An 18,296-nucleotide genomic window follows, 5' to 3' on the forward strand; every position below is an offset into this window, starting at 1 on the left:
TGCTAACAGGAGGTTGAGACACGCTTACCTGACTTGATTGAGTCGTTAATGTGGTCATAGTGTACTTGGCATTCGCCGTTAGTGGAATTTGAATATTATTGCGAATGCTCTATGATGTCGGCCAGAAAATGTGATCTGTGCCTAAATGTTTATTAGGTTTTAATGAGTCGTTGTAACAAATTTTAGCTTGCGCGCAAAGGCAGAAGGGCATTGATAATTTGAAAGGTTAAGGCGGATTCGATTGCCTTGATTGATATTTTCACTGTGCTCAGATTTGTTCGCCATGCTATAAAATTATTATAAAAAATATTAAATTTTACAATAATGTAGGATGTAACATGAAAGATAACTCATCAACAATTATTTACACTGAAACAGACGAAGCGCCAGCACTGGCCACCCTCTCACTCTTACCTATTATCAGAACGTTTACCGACGCAGCGGGCGTTGCGGTTGAAACCCGTGATATCTCGTTATCGGGCCGTATTATTGCCAGTTTCCCTGAGCAACTGACCGAAGCACAAAAGATTGGCGATCATCTGACTGAGCTTGGCGAGTTAGCGAATCAGCCAGAAGCGAACATTATCAAGTTACCGAATATCAGTGCTTCAATTCCACAATTAAAAGCCTGTATCCTTGAACTGCAGCAAAAAGGTTATGACATCCCTCACTATCCGGATGAGCCAAAAACCGACGCTGAAAAGTCAATTAAAACACGTTACGACAAGATCAAAGGTAGTGCGGTAAACCCAGTACTGCGTGAAGGTAACTCAGATCGCCGTGCCCCATTATCGGTGAAAAACTTCGCCAAGAAAAATCCGCATTCAATGGGTAAATGGGCTACAGATTCTAAGTCACACGTTGCTCACATGACTGACGGCGATTTCTACGGCAGCGAGCAGTCAGTGACTTTATCTGATGTGGGCAGCGTGAATATCGTGCTGACGCAAAAAGATGGTCAAGAAGTGGTGCTCAAATCTGGTCTTAAGCTGCTGGCTGGCGAAATTATCGATGCTGCGGTATTGAGTAAAAAAGCCTTAGTAAGTTTCTATGAGCGTGAAATCGAAAACGCCAAAGCTGAAGATGTGCTGTTATCGCTGCATCTGAAAGCCACTATGATGAAAGTGTCTGATCCTATTATGTTTGGTCACGCTGTGAAGGTATTCTTCAAGCCAGTATTTGACAAACATGCGGCGCTTTTCGCTGAATTAGGTGTAGATGTTAACAACGGTTTTGGTGATGTTTATGCCAAGATCGCGACATTACCTGCCGATAGCCGCGCCGAAGTCGAAGCCGATATCGCCGCCGTTTACGCTGCACGTCCTGCATTGGCTATGGTTGATTCTGACAAAGGTATCACCAATTTACACGTGCCAAGCGACATTATTATTGATGCATCTATGCCTGCTGCGATTCGTTCATCTGGCCAAATGTGGGGACCAGATGGTCAACTGCATGACACTAAAGCTATGATCCCAGATCGTTGCTATGCCGGTATTTACCAAGAAACGATTGCTTTCTGTAAAGAGCACGGCGCTTTTGATCCTAAAACCATGGGCAGCGTGCCAAACGTGGGCTTGATGGCGCAAAAAGCCGAAGAATACGGCAGCCACGATAAGACCTTTGAAATGCCTGCTGATGGTGTGGTGAACGTTGTCGATGCCAGCGGTAAGGTATTGATGAGCCACAATGTGGAAGCGGGCGATATCTGGAGAATGTGCCAAGTTAAAGACGCACCTATCCGTGATTGGGTAAAACTGGCCGTGCGCCGTGCCCGTTTAAGCAATACTCCTGCGGTATTCTGGTTAGATAGCAAACGTGCCCACGATGCGCAAATTATTGCAAAAGTGCTGCAGTATCTGCCAGAACATGACACTGATGGCTTAGATATCAGCATCATGTCTCCAGAAGACGCGACGCGTTTGTCTTTGGCTCGCATCAAAGAAGGCAATGATACCATTTCAGTTACGGGTAACGTTCTACGTGACTACCTGACTGACTTGTTCCCTATCCTAGAGCTGGGCACCAGTGCCAAAATGCTATCAATCGTTCCGTTAATGAACGGTGGTGGTCTATTTGAAACTGGCGCGGGCGGTAGTGCGCCTAAGCACGTGCAACAGGTTGAGAAAGAAGGTCACTTACGTTGGGATTCACTCGGTGAATTCTTGGCTCTGGCGGCGTCTCTTGAGCATTTAAGCCAAACTGTCGGTAATCCAAAAGCACAAGTGTTAGCTGATACCTTAGATCAAGCCATTGGCCAATTCTTAGATAGCAATAAATCGCCATCAAGAAGAGTCGGTGAGTTAGACAACCGTGGCAGCCATTTCTACTTAGCCATGTACTGGGCACAAGCCTTAGCCGCGCAAACGGGCGATGAGCAGTTACAAGCCCACTTCATTCCGTTAGCGCATGCGTTGGCGGCAAATGAGCAAGTGATTGTGGCTGAATTAGCGACGGCACAAGGTGCACCAGTCGATTTAGGCGGTTACTACCGTTTAGATGCGGCTAAGGCTGAAAAAGCCATGCGCCCAAGCGAGACGTTAAACAAGTTGTTGATTGCTTAATCTCGTGAGTTTTAGCTTTTGGATGGCGCGTGCGTCAGTGTGGGCCATCAAAGTTGATGTAAAGTTGTAAGTCATTAGACTGATTTTAAAAAGGGATCTGCATGGCAGATCCCTTTTTTATGCCCTAAATTTACTGTCGAGACTGGTGATGAAATCTTTTTGTGGGGATGCAATGGGCGAGGTGCGGCGATTGATCTTGAATTAAATTCATGCGTAATGCTGACAAGCGATGGAGCATTAAGTGGTGGGGATTGATAAAACACGCAGCAATAAAAAGGCAGGGACAAGTCCCTGCCTTTTAGATCATTGGCCTCACCAAACATTATTTTGTTGGTGAAATGGCTGAAGCGTGCATCCCTTTTGGACCGGCTTCTACTTCAAATTGAACGGGTTGGCCTGCTTTTAGAGTTCGATAGCCTTCCATTTCAATGGTAGAATAGTGTGCAAAAACGTCCTCACCACCTTGATCAGGGCAAATAAACCCGAATCCTTTGGCGTTGTTGAACCATTTAACAGTTCCGCTTGCCATACTTCCACTTCCTTCTGTTGTCTACTTACCAGTAAGATAGTAAAACCTGTATAGACGGGTATTCGTTCACCGTCTGCACAACAGAATGTAAGGAGTAAAAGCGGAAGTCAAGCTAAAATTAACAAAGGGGTAACAACTGATTAATTTGAACGGATCAATTGGAAGAGGCCAACACGAGAGGCTAGTATTAAAAAATGGCAAAGATAGGAAATATTGAACACGTTGAAGAACGTGTCGAATCAGAGTTAATGCCGCCTTCGATGTATAAGGTGGTACTCAATAATGATGATTACACCCCAATGGATTTTGTGATTGAAGTTCTGCAGGTTTTCTTTCGCAAGAACGAGCAGGAAGCGACCGATATCATGTTGACGATCCATCACCAAGGAAAAGGTATTTGCGGTATTTTCCCGTTTGGGATTGCAGAAACTAAGGTGATACAAGTAAATCAATTTGCAAGACAAAACCAACATCCGTTACTGTGTTCGTTAGAGAAAGCATAAAACCGCTTTACTCTGTAGTCTGTTGTTAATTTTGGGGGTGCTTATGCTGAACAAAGACCTGGAAGTCACCTTAAATCTGGCGTTTCAGCAAGCCAGAGACGCGCGTCACGAGTATATGACAGTGGAACATCTGTTATTAGCTCTGATCGACAATCCTGCGGCTCAAGAAGCGTTAATCGCCTGTGGAGCGAATCTAGATAAACTCAGAGATGAAGTGGCAAGCTTTATCCAACAAACAACCCCAATCATTGCCGATATTGATGATGACAAAGAAACTCAGCCGACGCTGGGGTTCCAACGAGTGCTGCAACGTGCAGTATTCCATGTGCAGTCATCGGGTCGCAATGAAGTGAACGGCGCTAACGTGTTAGTCGCCATTTTCAGTGAGCAAGAATCCCAAGCCGTGTATTTACTGCGCCGCTGCGATATTAGTCGCCTAGACGTTGTGAATTTTATTTCCCATGGTTTCGCCAAAAATGATGATGCTGAGTCACATCAAGATCAAGAACGGGTTGAAGATCAGGGCGAAAGCAGCGAAGAGCGCAGCATGTTGTCGCAATTTGCGTCCAACTTAAACCAACTTGCTAAGCAAGGGATCATCGACCCACTGATTGGTCGTGATCAAGAAATTGAGCGCGCGATTCAAACCCTGTGCCGTCGCCGTAAAAATAATCCACTGTTAGTGGGTGAGGCGGGCGTAGGTAAAACGGCGATTGCCGAAGGACTGGCGTATCGCATCGTCAATAAACAAGTGCCAGATGTGATGCTTGAAGCCACAGTGTATTCCTTGGATTTAGGTTCACTGCTGGCGGGAACTAAGTATCGCGGCGACTTTGAAAAGCGCTTTAAGAACCTGTTAAAAGAACTGGCGGCTGATAAGCATGCCATCCTATTCATCGATGAGATCCACACCATTATCGGTGCGGGCGCGGCCTCTGGCGGCGTAATGGATGCCTCTAATCTGCTGAAACCTTTGCTATCTAGCGGTAACTTGCGCTGCATGGGCTCGACAACTTTTCAAGAATATCAAAGTATTTTTGAGAAAGACCGCGCACTTGCACGTCGTTTCCAAAAGGTGGATATCAATGAGCCTTCAGTGGAAGAAACCACTAAGATTTTGATGGGGCTTAAGTCTAAATACGAAGAATATCATGGGGTTCGTTATACACAGGCTGCGATCAGCAGCGCTGCGGTATTATCGGCCAAGCACATCAATGACAGACATTTACCCGATAAAGCCATCGATGTGATCGATGAAGCGGGTGCACGTATGGTGATGTTGCCTATGAGCAAACGTAAAAAGACCATAGGCCAAGCCGAGATTGAGTCGATAGTGGCGAAAATGGCGCGTATCCCTGAGAAGTCGGTATCCGCCACTGATAAGGACTTACTGCGTAATCTTGAGCGTAACCTTAAGATGGTGGTCTTTGGCCAAGACAAGGCCATTGAGAGTCTGAGTTCGGCCATTCGCTTATCGCGCAGTGGCTTAGGCACAGACAGGAAACCTGTGGGTAGCTTCTTATTCGCGGGTCCCACCGGTGTGGGTAAAACCGAAGTCACTAACCAACTAGCCAACTGTTTAGGAATGAAACTGGTGCGCTTTGACATGTCTGAGTACATGGAAAGCCACACAGTGTCACGCTTGATTGGTGCGCCTCCTGGATATGTGGGTTATGACCAAGGTGGCTTGCTCACCGATGCTGTGATTAAAAATCCGCACTGTGTGGTGCTACTGGATGAAATCGAGAAGGCCCACCGCGATGTCTATAACTTGCTGTTGCAGGTGATGGATCACGGTACTTTGACCGACAATAATGGTCGTAAGGCTGACTTCAGACACGTGACTTTGGTGATGACAACGAACGCGGGTGTTCAGGAGACTATTCGTAAGTCGATTGGCTTTACCCAACAAGATCACACCCAAGATGCGTTATCTGAAATTAATCGGGTATTTTCGCCAGAATTTCGAAATCGTCTCGATTCCATCATTTGGTTCAACCATTTGGATATGACGATTATCGCCAAAGTGGTCGATAAATTCTTGGTGGAATTGCAGGCTCAATTGGATGCAAAACACGTTATTTTGGAAGTCAGCGACGAAGCCAGAACCTTGTTGGCCGAGAAAGGCTACGACAAGAACATGGGCGCGCGTCCAATGGCTCGGGTCGTGACCGAATTGATCAAACGTCCATTGGCAGACGAGATCTTATTTGGTGTCTTAGAGTCAGGCGGTGTGGCGCATGTGGATGTGAAGGAGGGCGAGCTTGTCATTCGTACCGAACGTCACGAAAAAGCGACAACAAAAGCTTAACGCTTGATTATCCATTAGTTTTAGACATAAAAATGGCTGCAATTGCAGCCATTTTTTTTCATCTTTCGCAAACAAAAAAACCCGGCCTTGCCGGGTTTTTAAATCTAAGAGGCTATATCAGCGTGCGCGGAAGACAATGCGACCTTTGGTCAGATCATAAGGAGTCAGCTGGACGGTAACTTTATCGCCAGTAAGGATCCGGATGTAGTTTTTGCGCATTTTGCCTGAAATGTGGGCTATCACCACATGACCATTTTCAAGCTCTACACGAAACATTGTGTTTGGCAAGGTTTCAAGGATAGTGCCTTGCATTTCAATGTTGTCTTCTTTCGCCATTAATTAATTATCCCATTAGCCTTCGAATATAAAAAACGGGCGTATCATGCCCCAAATTCACCCTGCTGTAAAGGGGAAGTACTTAGCAAACTTGGGAATACTCCCAGCCCGTCGGTGTGAGAATTTGATATGGGCGATATAAACGCTTGTAGGACATCTTACGGTTTTCATCTATTTGATATCCGAGATAAACAAATTCTTTGTCCATCAGTTTTGCCAATCGGCACTGAATTAAAATTAACAGGGCGCCGAGGGAACGCTGTTCTTCGTCGGGGTCAAAATAGCTGTAAATCGCCGACAGACTATTGGGTAAGGTATCTGTGACCGCGACGGCTAATAATTTATCGCCGTTATAGACTTCGATAAACGTCGGCGGCAACCAATGGCAAAAAAGAAAGTGATTATATTGATCTTCACTCGGGGGGAACATAGGGCCATCAAAATGTCGCTCACGAATGTAATGTTCATACAGGGCATATTGTTCGGCGGTTTGTTCCGATGTAATTCGCCAGGTCAGATCTTGGTTTTTGGCTAAGGTCCGTTTTTGGCGTTTCGATGGCACAAACTCATGCGCTGGCACACGAATAGGCTGGCACGCGCTGCACCTTGGGCAACGGGGTTTATAGATGGAGCCGCCACTGCGGCGAAAACCCACCGCGAGTAAACGCTCAAATAAAATGGGATCGAGCGTATCTTCTTGGATGACAAGTAGCTGCTCCTGCTGGCCATCGAGGTAGCTGCAGGGAAATATTTGACTGATACCGATAGCGATCGATGCTTTACTCGAGTTCAAGGATGACCTCTTTAGTGGTCCAAGTCGTTGGGTCCACGGGATTGTTTCTCAGTTCGCTCAGTAACGTTATAAAATCAATGCGTTTAATGGCTTTGGCTCCCAAACTTTCTAGGTGAGGACTCATCACTTGTGCATCGATGAGTTTGAATCCCATTTTGAGTAAATGCTGTTGCAGCGCTGCAACGGCGGCCTTTGACGCATTGGTTTTACGGTGAAACATGGATTCGCCGCAAAACACTTGGCCGATTGCTAAGCCGTAAAGCCCACCGATTAAACGTTCGCCTTCCCAGACTTCAATGGAATGGGCGTGACCTGTGTGATGCAGTTCGCGATAGGCCATTTGAATTTCTTGGGTGATCCAAGTGCCGCTCTGTTTTTCTCTTGGCTGCGCACATCCCGCCATCACATCGGTGAAAGCGTGATCGATTGTGATCCGCCAAGGTTGTTTTTTTAAGTATTTCCGCAAACTTGTGCTGATGTGTACGTCACCGGGAATAAACACGGCGCGGGGATCGGGCGACCACCACAAAATAGGATCATCTGAGTTAAACCAAGGAAAAATACCGTTGTAGTAAGCCGAGAGTAAGCGCTCAGGACGTAAGTCGCCGCCGATAGCCAATAACCCATTAGGATCAGTTAAGGCGAGTTCGGGTGAAGGAAAAGCTTCAAATTCGTGATTCAGAAAAGACAGTGACTTCACAATTGAGTATGATTTAGTTATAGACCTTATTATTAAGTTAGCGGAAATTCAGATATGTGGAAACCTACTCTAGCAAGCTTTATGTTTATTTTTGCGTTTATCCTCAGCCCCGCGAGTGCGGGTTATGACCGTAATCAAGCCGTGCCTGTCGAGAAAGTGCTCTATGGCGATATAACTTCGGTACGTAATATCACTGAAACCCAGCTCATTGAAGACCGTAATCGAGGTTGGAAAACCTTTGGTGGCGCCTTAGCGGGTGGGGTGATTGGTAATCAGTTTGGTGGCGGTTCTGGCCGTGATGTGGCGACCATTTTAGGCGCCTTGATTGGTGGCGGTATCGGCAATCGTTATGGCAGTGGTACGAGTGTGCAGTCATTGAAGCTGGTGGAATTGATGATCAATCAAGAAGATGGCACCCAAGTTATGGTGATCCAAGACTATGATGCTGGCATGGTATTCAATGCGGGTGACAGAGTACGTGTCGTCTACCTGCAAGGTGGTGTGCGTGTTGATGTCGCGATGTAAGCGACTGTCTTATCTTGAATAAGTCGTCATCTTCAGTAAATGATCATCTCGAGTAAAGGACGGTAAAGCAATGACACGGACAGAATTAACCCAATATTTAGCCGATTTTTTGCATGTATCGGCGTTTAAAGATTACGCACCCAATGGGCTGCAAATAGAAGGCAAGGATGAGATCCGCACCATAGTGACGGGCGTGACTGCATGTCAGGCTTTGATCGATGAAGCGATTCGATTAAACGCCGATGCGATTTTGGTCCATCACGGCTTTTTTTGGAAGAATGAGCCTGAAGTGATCACTGGCATGAAACAACGCCGGATTAAGGCACTGCTCAAGCATGATATAAATTTATTTGGCTATCATTTACCCTTAGATGCCCACCCAATGCTGGGTAATAACGCGACGTTGGGCAGGCAGCTTGGGATCGTCGACGCAGAAGCCATCGAAGAGGTGGCTCAGGGGCTGCTGTGGCGTGGAAAACTTGATCTTGCGGTTAGTGCTAGCGAATTTTCTCACACCCTTGAGGATGCATTAGGCAGAGCCCCACTGCACATTGGTGATGGCGATGCCAAGATCCAACATTTAGCTTGGTGTACTGGCGGCGCGCAGGATTATATCGATGTTGCGGCGAGTTTAGGTGTGGATGCGTTTATCAGTGGTGAAGTGTCCGAACGCACTTTCCACAGTGCGGTGGAGCAGGGCATACATTATTTTGCGGCGGGGCACCATGCGACCGAACGTTTCGGTATTCAAGCCTTAGGCCGTCATCTCGCCCGCGAGTTTGATTTAATGCATCATTTTGTAGATATCACCAATCCGGTCTAATCCATTAATTAAGCGGCTTATGGTGACTATCTAACCGTTTTATCCCTAATCGAAAGGCGAGCATGGCTCGTAATGCCGTTCACTTAAGAGTGGACGGTATTGTCTTTGGTCTAAGCGGAAACTTGTGTTTGCTCATTTTAAGGACTCGTGGATAAGCCCTTTCCCGTTTACCATCCAACTTAAATTGCCGTGCATTGCGTTCTATATCCAATACGTCTCTCGGGACATTCCCCGGTGTTTGTGATGGCAGTTGTGTCAACTTGAAGATGATATAACTCGCCGCATCCCGAAAACTCAGTTGATTGGGGTGGACCGATGGCAAGCTTTTAGCCATCAGCAACATCTTATAATCTAATGCTTGCCTTACGTTCGAACAACCTTATAGTCCAATCGTTTACGAGCCCGCTAGCCTTGCTACTTGATATTAAAGTTGTAATAGATATCAAGAGATTGCCCTAAAGTACCCGATACGGTTTCGAGATAAAGCTGTGAGAGCAGGTAATATCTGACCGTCATCTCATAGCCAGGGTTAAACACGCCTACCCCGTATTTCACCATCAAGTTCTCGCCGATAAAGCCACTGATCGCAACACGGCCTTCATCGTTGGTGTCGAGTTGCACGTTAGAGAAACCAAACTCTTCTATTAATCCGGTCGCGGTATTACCTATATTATTTATTGCGCCGCCGCCCACCTGCGAGCCTAAACCTAAGGCCGCGCCCATCATCAACGAGTTATTTTGCTCATTGTTGGCACTGTTAAAACCACTGCCTTTAATAATGTAAGACAAGATTTCAGCCTGCTCTTTAGCGGGGTTAGAGAACAGGGTCACCACAGGGCGGGCGGGAGTGCCAGTAACGCGCACACCCGCGACTAAGTCTTCACTCTTAATCTCGCGTATTGCCTCAATATTTAAGTTTGGCACTGACGTTGGCCCCACAAACTGCACTTCGCCGGTACGGATTTTTAGGGTTTGGCCCATAAATTTGTAACTGCCCTGATTGACCTTGATATTACCGAAGAGCAAAGGCGGACGGAACGCTTGCTGTTGCAGTTTTAAGGTTCCTTGGAGCCTACCTGTGAGGCCCATGCCATCAATCCTGAGTTCGTTGCCCACACTGATATTCAGATCGGCCACGATTGCATAGGGGCTGGTTTTAGGTTGCGTGGCGGCAATGGAGTCGTCAAATACCACGTCATCAGATGTGGCGATACCGCCTTCTGCTAATGGCACAATTTTAATGTTGCCAGAAGGAACGGCTATTTTGCCCTTCACCGTTAATTGTTTACTATTGAAGGTTAAATTGATGTCGGGTGAAACATCAAGGATAGCCAGTGGCGGTTGGATCACGGCGAGTTTGTCACCTTCAAGGGCTAATTCACCGCTAAATTGACCTTGGGGCCATTGCAGCTGGCCAGTCACTCGACCCAAGCCATTGCCCATCATCCAGCGACCCTTTAGCTCGGCTTGTTGACCCGCGAACGACATTGACAGATCAATTTTGTCGATGAGTGTCGGGTTTGCCGTCAGGGCTAAGGAGCCCTCCGTTAAGGCCATGCTTCCCGATACTTCTGGCGCCTCTAGACTGCCCGCAAAGTTAAGCTGACTCGTCAGTAAGCCTTGTACCGTATTTAGCTGCGGGAAAAATTCTCCCAGTGGTTGTAAGTTGATTTGCTTGATATTGGCAAAACCTGAGAGCGTGCGGTCTGGGGTGACATTAACGTTGATCTCACTCTGCCAACTGGCCACGCCTTCAGATTCAAAATTTAATACTGTTGCAAGCCGTTTAGCATCTAAGGTCGCCAGCAATGACAAATGTTGGTAATTAATGGTGACTTCACGATTCTTATCCCGTTTGAGCATGATACTGCCGGGGGCAAAATCAAAGTTCACATCGGCAGTGGGTTTACGACCCGCAGCCCAAGCAAAATTGGCTAACAGAGAGGCTGGGCCATCCCAGCGCATATTCGTTGGTAATATCGGCACGAGTAATTGCCCTGGATTACCCGAATAGCTCACCTGCGCGCTGCCTTTTTTGCCGATTGTCGTCTCGCTGTTTAGGCAGATGCGGCTGTTCGGGTTCATGAGGCAAAACGGCGTGATGCTGCCCTGATTTTTGTTTTGATCCCAAGCGAGATTAATGGCGTTATCGAGCTGCCATAGGCCAACGGGGGTATTGAGATTTAGACGTTCGACATCGAGCCGTAGCCGCGACTTTTTCACATCGTATTGGCTACTCACTGTGGTATCGAGGCCAAGATCGCCCGTGGCATTCAGGGTCAGCTTTTGAGCGTCAATCGTGCCTTTCGCCCCAAGTGTCACTGTATCTACATTCTGATCCGCAATCTGTAAGGCTTTCGATTTCAGCGAGATAGCAAATTCATGTTGATCTAGCGGCTTGTAATAGGCCTTTAAGTTGGATTCCCGCAGTTTAATGTTTTGATAAAACAGTTCAGCGAGTTGGGCGGTGAGTTCAACTTGAGGGTGTTTTTCATCCCCTGTGACATTAATTTGCGCCTGCAATTGGCCGCTGGCCTTAGGCAACCACAGACCGAAGTCGGGCACTTGCAGCTCACCTTGTAGATCCCAGTTGGCGTTGGCTTCGCCTTTGAGTGCCAGAGTCGAGCCCAGTACTTTGGCGTTCAGCCCCTTAGCACTGACATACAGGGAATCATTCACACTGATATCCCCTGTGATATCGAAGGGATAACCTTGCAGGGTGCCCGTGAGCTCAGTGTCGTTCAGGGAGACTTGCCAGCGAGGATCAGCAAATGAGCCTTGAGTGCGTAATTTTCCTGAAATCAAACTGTCCGGTAGACCGGTTGCAGCTTGTGCCGTATCCGTTTGTGGCAGTTGTACTTCCTGCAGTTTGACGTCATTGAGCCAGAGATTGGCGTTCCAGCGAATGGCTTTTTGATAATCGAGTTCGCCCGTGAGCATGACCTGACCAATCGAGCCCGTTGCATCAAGATTATTAATGGTTAACTTCGCATCTTGATGCTGAAGGCTAGTGTCTATAGCGAGCACTTTGTGGAACGGCGTCGTCAGCTGACCTTTAAGGCTCGCCTCTTGACGATTGAGATCGCCTTGACTTTCCAGTGCCACATCGCTGACTGAGTATTCAGGGCTTTTTAGCGGCCACTGCAGCCGTGTCTGTTCAAGTTTTACCTTGTAGGGCAGGTTAGGATCGCGAAGCGTTATCTGCCCATCTAGCTTGAAGTCGGCATCGCCCTTGGCGACAGCGTTCACCTGCAATTGTCCTAAGCTTTGGCTCAGCTTTACATCTAGTGCTTGGTGAGTCAGCTCAGGTAATTCAGCTAATTGGTTAAGGGTGAGGTTGGCTTCTAAATCGAGTGGATAATCGTTATCGAGCGTTAAACTGCCTGTGATATCCGCGCTGCCATCTGTATGGCTGATGGCGAGATGATCTAAGGTCAATTGATATTCGCGGAAACGACCTTGCAGCTCGGCATGGCTAAAGACATCTTTACGATCGCCGATTTGCAGCGTGGTGTTATCAAGCGTGAGGGCATTGACCGTCACAGGAAAAGGCATAAACACTTGTGGCAAATGCGCTAGAGCCCACTCTGCACTACTGTTTTTTGCTGGCTTGTCTTTTGCCGGCGAGTTGGCCGATGGATCTGGCGTCGCATTGGCTGTTGTGCTGGCCGCTGCGTTGGGTGTCGTACTCGCGGCTATGTCGGCGTTAGAAGCCGTCGTTGTCGCTGCTTGGCTCGTTTGTGCGGCATCGGTTGCTGTGGGGAGCAGCACGAACAATCCTTCACTGGAAAGCTGCTTAACCGACAAGCCTTCGGCAAACCACTTTGCCTCTGCGTTAAGGCGATTGGCTGTAAATTGCATCTCATCCACTTGGATATTCACAGCCTTGAGCTCCGCGGAGTCTAACTCAATATCAAAGGGTAATTGCAGCTCGTTGGGCTCTTCATCGAGCGGCACTATCGGGGTTTCGTTTGTGTCGGCAGACAGGGCTAAGGTATCAATAGTCACATCGACTTTGGCCGCAGATAAGCCATTCACACATAAACGTTTTTGTAGTAAACAGGCGGGTTGCCAGAGTAAATGCAGATCCTCAAGTTGCACCTTGATGCCAGCCATAGACCAAGACGCATGGGACAGGGCTAAGTCTTTATTAATGGAGCCTGAGGTGTAAGTGAGATCAAGATCGGGCACAAACTGATCGGCTAAGCCTACTGTGATGCGCGAACCAAACTCAGTGCCGAGTAATAGGGCGATTAACACTAAAAGCCCTAATGGCACATAGATGATAATCCGAGTCCAGAGTTTGAACTGTCGCCACAGTTTTTGAATGAATGACACCGATTGGGTGACAGAATTCGCAATGGCTTCAGTGACTTCGGTGATAGGGCTGTCTATTACGTCTTGCTCTGTTGGCTTATTATGCTCTGGGGGCTGGCTCATAGATCAGTCCCCATGGTCAGGTGAATACGCCATGATCTTTCAATGGTATCGGTTTCTTTCAATCCAACCCCTAAATCCAGTTTGATTGGGCCGATGGGGGAGATCCAATGGATACCGCCACCGACAGAGACAACAGGTTCAAATTGATTATTATCGAAGGCGTTACCCGCATCGATAAAGGTACCGACCCGCCAAGTGGGGGTTACATAATATTGATATTCTAAACTGCCGACCATTAAATAGCGGCCACCTATGACCTCGCGATTGGTTTTGCCATCATCTGCGACATAATCTAAATAGGGACCCAATTCTTGATAACCATAACCCCGTACACTTTGATCACCACCGGCAAAATAGCGCAGCGAAGGCGGGATAGAAGCCAGATCATTCTCGTTGGCTAAGTTGGCGGCTAAATCGATACGCGCAACAATCCTGTGATTGTCGAAGAAGGTATCAATCCATTTAAATTTGGCTTGAAGGCGTGCTAAGCGGGTTTCTGAGCCTAAATTGGGATCGGCATAATCTAGGCTGTAAATCTGCCTGAAACCAGACTTAGGATCGAGTGAATTATCACCCCGCGTTGTTCGCGAAAAGTTTATGCCAGCCAGATAAAACGACGGCATATAATCGACATCAGACTGGGTGTATTCTTCGCGAATAGCCTCAAGTGAATAATTCATTAGCCACTGATTTTCGAGTCTTTGTTGGCGCAATAGTCCAATAAGGTATTTAGTCGATTCAAGCTGACCTGTGTTAGTAAAATCGCGATTCTCGGCGTCATACACTTGGGTCACACCGTATTTATCCCGCAGTAAACCAACGCGGATTTTTAATTGATCATCTAAGGGATGTGTCAAGGGGATAGTATAAGTGGTTAATAACTTAGGTCTATCCGGTGACCATTCGAGGCTGGTTTCCTGTGAATGGCCGTATTTATTGATTTGTGGCGTGCGCCAAGTGACGCGCACCCTTGGGTCGAAAGCTTGGTCTGTCTTACCAATATCACCACCAAAACCGAGCTCAATGGCGTGGCTTGCCTTAGGGGTTAATTCGACCAGCACCGGAATATGACTATCTTCGACACCGTCGATTTGCGGGATCACTTTAATATTGGCGAAATAGCCCGTGTCTAATAACTGGCGATTCAGCGCGCCCACACGGCGAGTCGAGTAGGAAGCGCCTTCTTTAAAGGGAATAAGTTTTTCTAAAATTTCAGGTTCTAAAGTATGGCCTTCGAAGCTGACTTGGCCAAATTTATAACGTTTACCAGAGTCAAAATGTAAACTTACCTGCGCGGTATTAATGTCGCGGTTAACTTTAATCTGTGATTCCGTAAATTCACCATCGAAGTAACCTCGGGCTAAAGCTAAGGTGACCAGCTGCGATTTGACGTCGCTATATACACCGTGGTTTAGCACATCGCCAGGCTTTAAGTTGACCTTAGCCAGCCATTGATCGAAGGCGCGATCATCGAGCATTTCACCACTGAAGTTAATATCGACCCATTGCACTATGGTCGGTTCGCCAGCAGTGATCTCCAGTTTCAGTTCCCAAGGGCCCTTATCATGTTCCGTCAGTTTTTCTTCCACTTCACCATGGTAGTAACCCATGGATTCTAAGGCTGTGCTGACATTGTCTTCGACATTAAACAGAAAGGCACGGCGCTGCACCTCGGACTCGGGTAAGGTGCCTAAGTGCGCAACTATGTTACGTTGCAGAGCTTCATTCACGCCTGAGACAGACAATTTAATAAATTCATCTGCCGCCGCAGCGACGGATGTGACTGAAATCAGACTCAGAAATAAGCAAAAACGAAAATAATGTGAGGTGATTTGCAAAAATGGCTGCACTTTATAGTCCCTGTGATGTGGCATCATTGTCGCCAGAATAAAACCAACAGGCAAGGAGATGATTGAAATTACACGATGAAATGGGTACAAAGGACGCTACTTTTTAAGGGGATGTAAAGAATGAAAACAAAATTAGCCACCTTTAGTTTAATTATCTCGGGTCTACTTTTTATGTCACACAACACCTTGGCCAATGACAAACCGTTCGCTATTGCGATCCACGGCGGCGCTGGCACGATTTCTAAGGCTAATCTCACCCCTGAACAACGCCAAGCCTACAAAGATAAGTTAAAGGAAGCGGTCGATAAAGGCTCAAAAGTCTTAGAGGAGGGCGGTGACAGCTTAGTGGCAGTTCAAACCGCCATTAATATTCTCGAAAATAGTGCCCTGTTTAATGCAGGTATCGGCGCGGTGTACACCTATGACGGCGGACATGAATTAGATGCCTCCATTATGGATGGCAAAACCATGAATGCAGGCGCTGTCGCTGGAGTACGCCATATCGCCAACCCAATAGATCTTGCTTTAGCCGTGATGAATAAATCTGAGCACGTGATGCTCTCGGGCGCAGGCGCAGAAGAATTTGCACTGACACAAGGCTTTAGCTTAGTGCCGAACGGTCATTTTGATACTGACGAGCGTTATCAGCAATTACTCGATGCTCGGCAAAAACTGCAAGCTGCGGCTAAATCAGAGCAAGTCGCAAGTGTTGAGATGCAAGATCTCGATTACAAATTTGGTACCGTAGGCGCCGTCGCCTTAGACAAAAATGGCAACTTAGCAGCTGGTACCTCAACTGGCGGCATGACGGCAAAACGCTTCGGTCGCATTGGTGATTCTCCTGTGATTGGTGCCGGCACCTATGCTGAAAATGGGGTGTGCGCCGTATCGGCAACCGGACACGGTGAGTTCTTTATTCGCTATCAAGTGGTGGGGGATATTTGTGCCAAAGTGAAATACCAGCAGAAATCCATTATTCAAGCCGCCGATGAAGTGATCAATCAACGTCTTATTACTGCTGGTGGTTCGGGCGGCGTGATTGCCGTCGATCAGCGCGGTAATATCGCTACGCCATTTAACACTGAAGGCATGTACCGCGCTACCCGTAGCAATGGCGAACCCGCCCAAGTGCTGATTTGGCAAGACCAATAACTTGAATTGTAGAAGCCGTTGGTTCGTGACTGCTATTGCTTACAAGATTGTTTACAAGTTGATGTAAAAAATAGCTTAGAAATATCTCACAGAAACATGACTCAGAAACCTTAAAAAGCGAGTGCTGCGAAAGTGGCACTCGCTTTTTGCTAACGGTTTTTTGCTTTAAGAGTGAATAAGAAGCTGATAGGTTTGAGCTATTACAATTAATCAATGCCATGTGCGTATCATAGCTTTGTTTGATTTCATTAGACGTACAATCATCAAACGCAAAGCCGTACTTAACTCACAGTCAAAAAGCTGCAGTTTGTGTCCAGCGAACTCATCGCGTCTGCATGAGGTTGCACTCAGCGTAAAGGATATTTACATGATTTCTACCGTGTTAACCGACCGCGTCAGGGTTTTCCTCAATCGGTTTCGTCATCGACTTTGGGTTAAACCACTGCTTGTTTGCCTATTATCGATTGCAGTCGCCTTTGTCGCAAAATTGGCTGATGGCACTGAGCTTGTTGAGATTGCACCTAAGGTGTCATCGGCCTCCATCGAGGCGCTGTTATCCGTCATGGCTTCCAGCATGCTGGTTATCGCCACTTTTTCCGTGGGTTCTATGGTCTCGGCCTATGCTTCGGCGGCTAACACGGCAACACCACGTTCATTTATTTTAGTTGTCGCCGATGATGCCTCTCAAAATGCGCTATCGACCTTTGTTGGGGCATTTATCTTCAGTATTGTGGCACTCACTGCGGTTAAAAATGATTACTTTCAAACTGCGGGTCTGTTTATCCTCTTCCTGCTGACCACGTTTATTTTTGGCATGGTGATCTTTACCTTTGTACGTTGGGTGGATCGCATAGCTCGTCTTGGCCGCATGGCAACCACAATTGAGAAAGTTGAAAAGGCGGCGGCAGATGCCCTGACACGCCGACGCAATACCCCACATCTTGGCGGCGTTTCTGTGCGCCCCCAAGCGCGTGGACGAGCCGTGTATGCGGCAAACGTCGGTTATGTGCAGTACATTAATATTGCCGCGATGCAGCGCTGGGCAGAGAAAAACGAGGTGCGAGTCGTGATTGCAGCCTTGCCGGGCACGTTCGCCACGCCCAATCGACCATTGGCATACATTAGCGCCGATGGTGCGGAGCAGACTGAGATTGATTGCACCTGTGTTGTCGAGTCATTCCAGATTGGTGATACCCGTCTTTTTGACGACGATCCGCGATTTGGTCTAGTGGTACTGTCGGAAATCGCTGGCCGCGCTTTATCACCCGCGGTCAATGACCCAGGTACGGCCATTTGCATCATAGGCACACTGGTACGGCTGTTTACACTATGGGGTGAACCCGCGGCAGGTGATGATAAACCCGCGCCAGAGTGTGATCGCGTAGAGGTTCCTCACGTTTGTGTGCAGGACATGTTTGATGATGCGTTTACCGCGATAGCTAGAGACGGTGCGGGAGTGGTGGAAGTCGCAGTACGGCTACAAAAAGCGCTTGAATCGTTAGCATCCAGCGATGACGGGGAAATACGCGCAGCCGCTGAGTACCACGGTCGATTGGCGCTGAAGCGTTCACAAAAAGTGCTTGATATCGAAGAGGACTTGCAAGCCGTACAAGACGCCGCCAAGTTCGCCGGATCAGCAGCTTCGTCTAGCACTTAACGAGACATTAATTATTTCGTCGTGCTGTGTATCCGTTTGTTGTTTCTTTCTATTCTGTCAGCACTTTTTGACATTCGGTTTACACACTCGATAAGCGCAATCGATATAAATCG

Annotated in this window: 13 protein-coding genes and 1 pseudogene; 7 read left to right on the forward strand and 7 right to left on the reverse strand. The window is 47.4% G+C overall.

Annotation, left to right across the window (positions count from 1 at the left end):
* Positions 1 to 338: 338 nt before the first annotated feature.
* Positions 339 to 2,564 (forward strand): NADP-dependent isocitrate dehydrogenase, encoded by a 2,226-nt coding sequence (locus tag Q4Q46_RS08675; protein WP_311905728.1) that lies wholly within the window; start codon positions 339 to 341, stop codon positions 2,562 to 2,564.
* Positions 2,565 to 2,886: 322 nt separating this feature from the next.
* Here Q4Q46_RS08675 and cspD read toward each other — a convergent pair whose 3' ends face one another.
* The gene (gene cspD, locus Q4Q46_RS08680; RefSeq protein WP_006081937.1) at positions 2,887 to 3,093 is read right to left on the reverse strand and encodes a cold shock domain-containing protein CspD; all 207 of its coding nucleotides are present in this window, start codon (positions 3,091 to 3,093) and stop codon (positions 2,887 to 2,889) included.
* A gap of 194 nt (positions 3,094 to 3,287) precedes the next feature.
* Between cspD and clpS the strand changes: the two genes are divergently transcribed.
* Together clpS and clpA are read left to right on the forward strand one after the other, a co-directional pair.
* Entirely contained in the window at positions 3,288 to 3,596 is a 309-nt protein-coding gene (gene clpS, locus Q4Q46_RS08685; RefSeq protein ID WP_006081936.1) for an ATP-dependent Clp protease adapter ClpS, read from the forward strand.
* A 43-nt stretch (positions 3,597 to 3,639) separates the two neighbouring features.
* A complete protein-coding gene (gene clpA / locus Q4Q46_RS08690; protein ID WP_012587477.1) occupies positions 3,640 to 5,907 on the forward strand; it encodes an ATP-dependent Clp protease ATP-binding subunit ClpA in 2,268 nt (755 codons plus the stop codon).
* A gap of 117 nt (positions 5,908 to 6,024) precedes the next feature.
* Here clpA and infA read toward each other — a convergent pair whose 3' ends face one another.
* From infA to aat, 3 genes are all read right to left on the reverse strand, one after another.
* On the reverse strand, positions 6,025 to 6,243 hold the full coding sequence (gene infA, locus Q4Q46_RS08695) for a translation initiation factor IF-1 (RefSeq protein ID WP_006081934.1): 219 nt from the start codon (positions 6,241 to 6,243) through the stop codon (positions 6,025 to 6,027).
* 82 nt (positions 6,244 to 6,325) lie between these two features.
* Positions 6,326 to 7,036, reverse strand: a complete 711-nt coding sequence (locus Q4Q46_RS08700) for an arginyltransferase (RefSeq protein ID WP_006081933.1) — start codon at positions 7,034 to 7,036, stop codon at positions 6,326 to 6,328.
* Entirely contained in the window at positions 7,023 to 7,736 is a 714-nt protein-coding gene (gene aat, locus Q4Q46_RS08705; RefSeq protein WP_311905729.1) for a leucyl/phenylalanyl-tRNA--protein transferase, read from the reverse strand. The genes Q4Q46_RS08700 and aat overlap by 14 nt, the downstream gene beginning before the upstream one ends.
* Positions 7,737 to 7,790: 54 nt before the next feature.
* On the opposite strand from aat, the gene Q4Q46_RS08710 reads away from it, so the two are divergent.
* Positions 7,791 to 8,261 carry an outer membrane lipoprotein gene (locus tag Q4Q46_RS08710; RefSeq protein ID WP_006081931.1) on the forward strand — a complete coding sequence of 157 codons (471 nt, stop codon included), beginning with the start codon at positions 7,791 to 7,793 and terminating at the stop codon, positions 8,259 to 8,261.
* A 70-nt stretch (positions 8,262 to 8,331) separates the two neighbouring features.
* A complete protein-coding gene (locus tag Q4Q46_RS08715; protein ID WP_311905730.1) occupies positions 8,332 to 9,084 on the forward strand; it encodes a Nif3-like dinuclear metal center hexameric protein in 753 nt (250 codons plus the stop codon).
* Between the two features lie 83 nt (positions 9,085 to 9,167).
* Here the strand turns inward: Q4Q46_RS08715 and Q4Q46_RS08720 are convergent.
* The 3 genes and pseudogenes from Q4Q46_RS08720 to Q4Q46_RS08730 all read right to left on the reverse strand — a co-directional run.
* Positions 9,168 to 9,433: pseudogene (locus Q4Q46_RS08720) on the reverse strand (IS4 family transposase); the annotation flags it as partial.
* 65 nt (positions 9,434 to 9,498) lie between these two features.
* Positions 9,499 to 13,524 (reverse strand): autotransporter assembly complex protein TamB, encoded by a 4,026-nt coding sequence (tamB, locus tag Q4Q46_RS08725; protein WP_311905731.1) that lies wholly within the window; start codon positions 13,522 to 13,524, stop codon positions 9,499 to 9,501.
* Entirely contained in the window at positions 13,521 to 15,374 is a 1,854-nt protein-coding gene (locus tag Q4Q46_RS08730) for an autotransporter assembly complex protein TamA (RefSeq protein ID WP_311905745.1), read from the reverse strand. Before Q4Q46_RS08730 ends, tamB begins: the two co-directional genes overlap by 4 nt.
* Before the next feature lie 120 nt (positions 15,375 to 15,494).
* On the opposite strand from Q4Q46_RS08730, the gene Q4Q46_RS08735 reads away from it, so the two are divergent.
* Together Q4Q46_RS08735 and Q4Q46_RS08740 are read left to right on the forward strand one after the other, a co-directional pair.
* On the forward strand, positions 15,495 to 16,526 hold the full coding sequence (locus Q4Q46_RS08735) for an isoaspartyl peptidase/L-asparaginase family protein (protein WP_311905732.1): 1,032 nt from the start codon (positions 15,495 to 15,497) through the stop codon (positions 16,524 to 16,526).
* A 367-nt stretch (positions 16,527 to 16,893) separates the two neighbouring features.
* Positions 16,894 to 18,183, forward strand: a complete 1,290-nt coding sequence (locus Q4Q46_RS08740) for a DUF2254 domain-containing protein (RefSeq protein WP_311905733.1) — start codon at positions 16,894 to 16,896, stop codon at positions 18,181 to 18,183.
* Positions 18,184 to 18,296 lie beyond the last annotated feature (113 nt).

The sequence above is a fragment of the Shewanella vaxholmensis genome, assembly GCF_031932135.1.
GTDB lineage: Bacteria > Pseudomonadota > Gammaproteobacteria > Enterobacterales > Shewanellaceae > Shewanella > Shewanella hafniensis.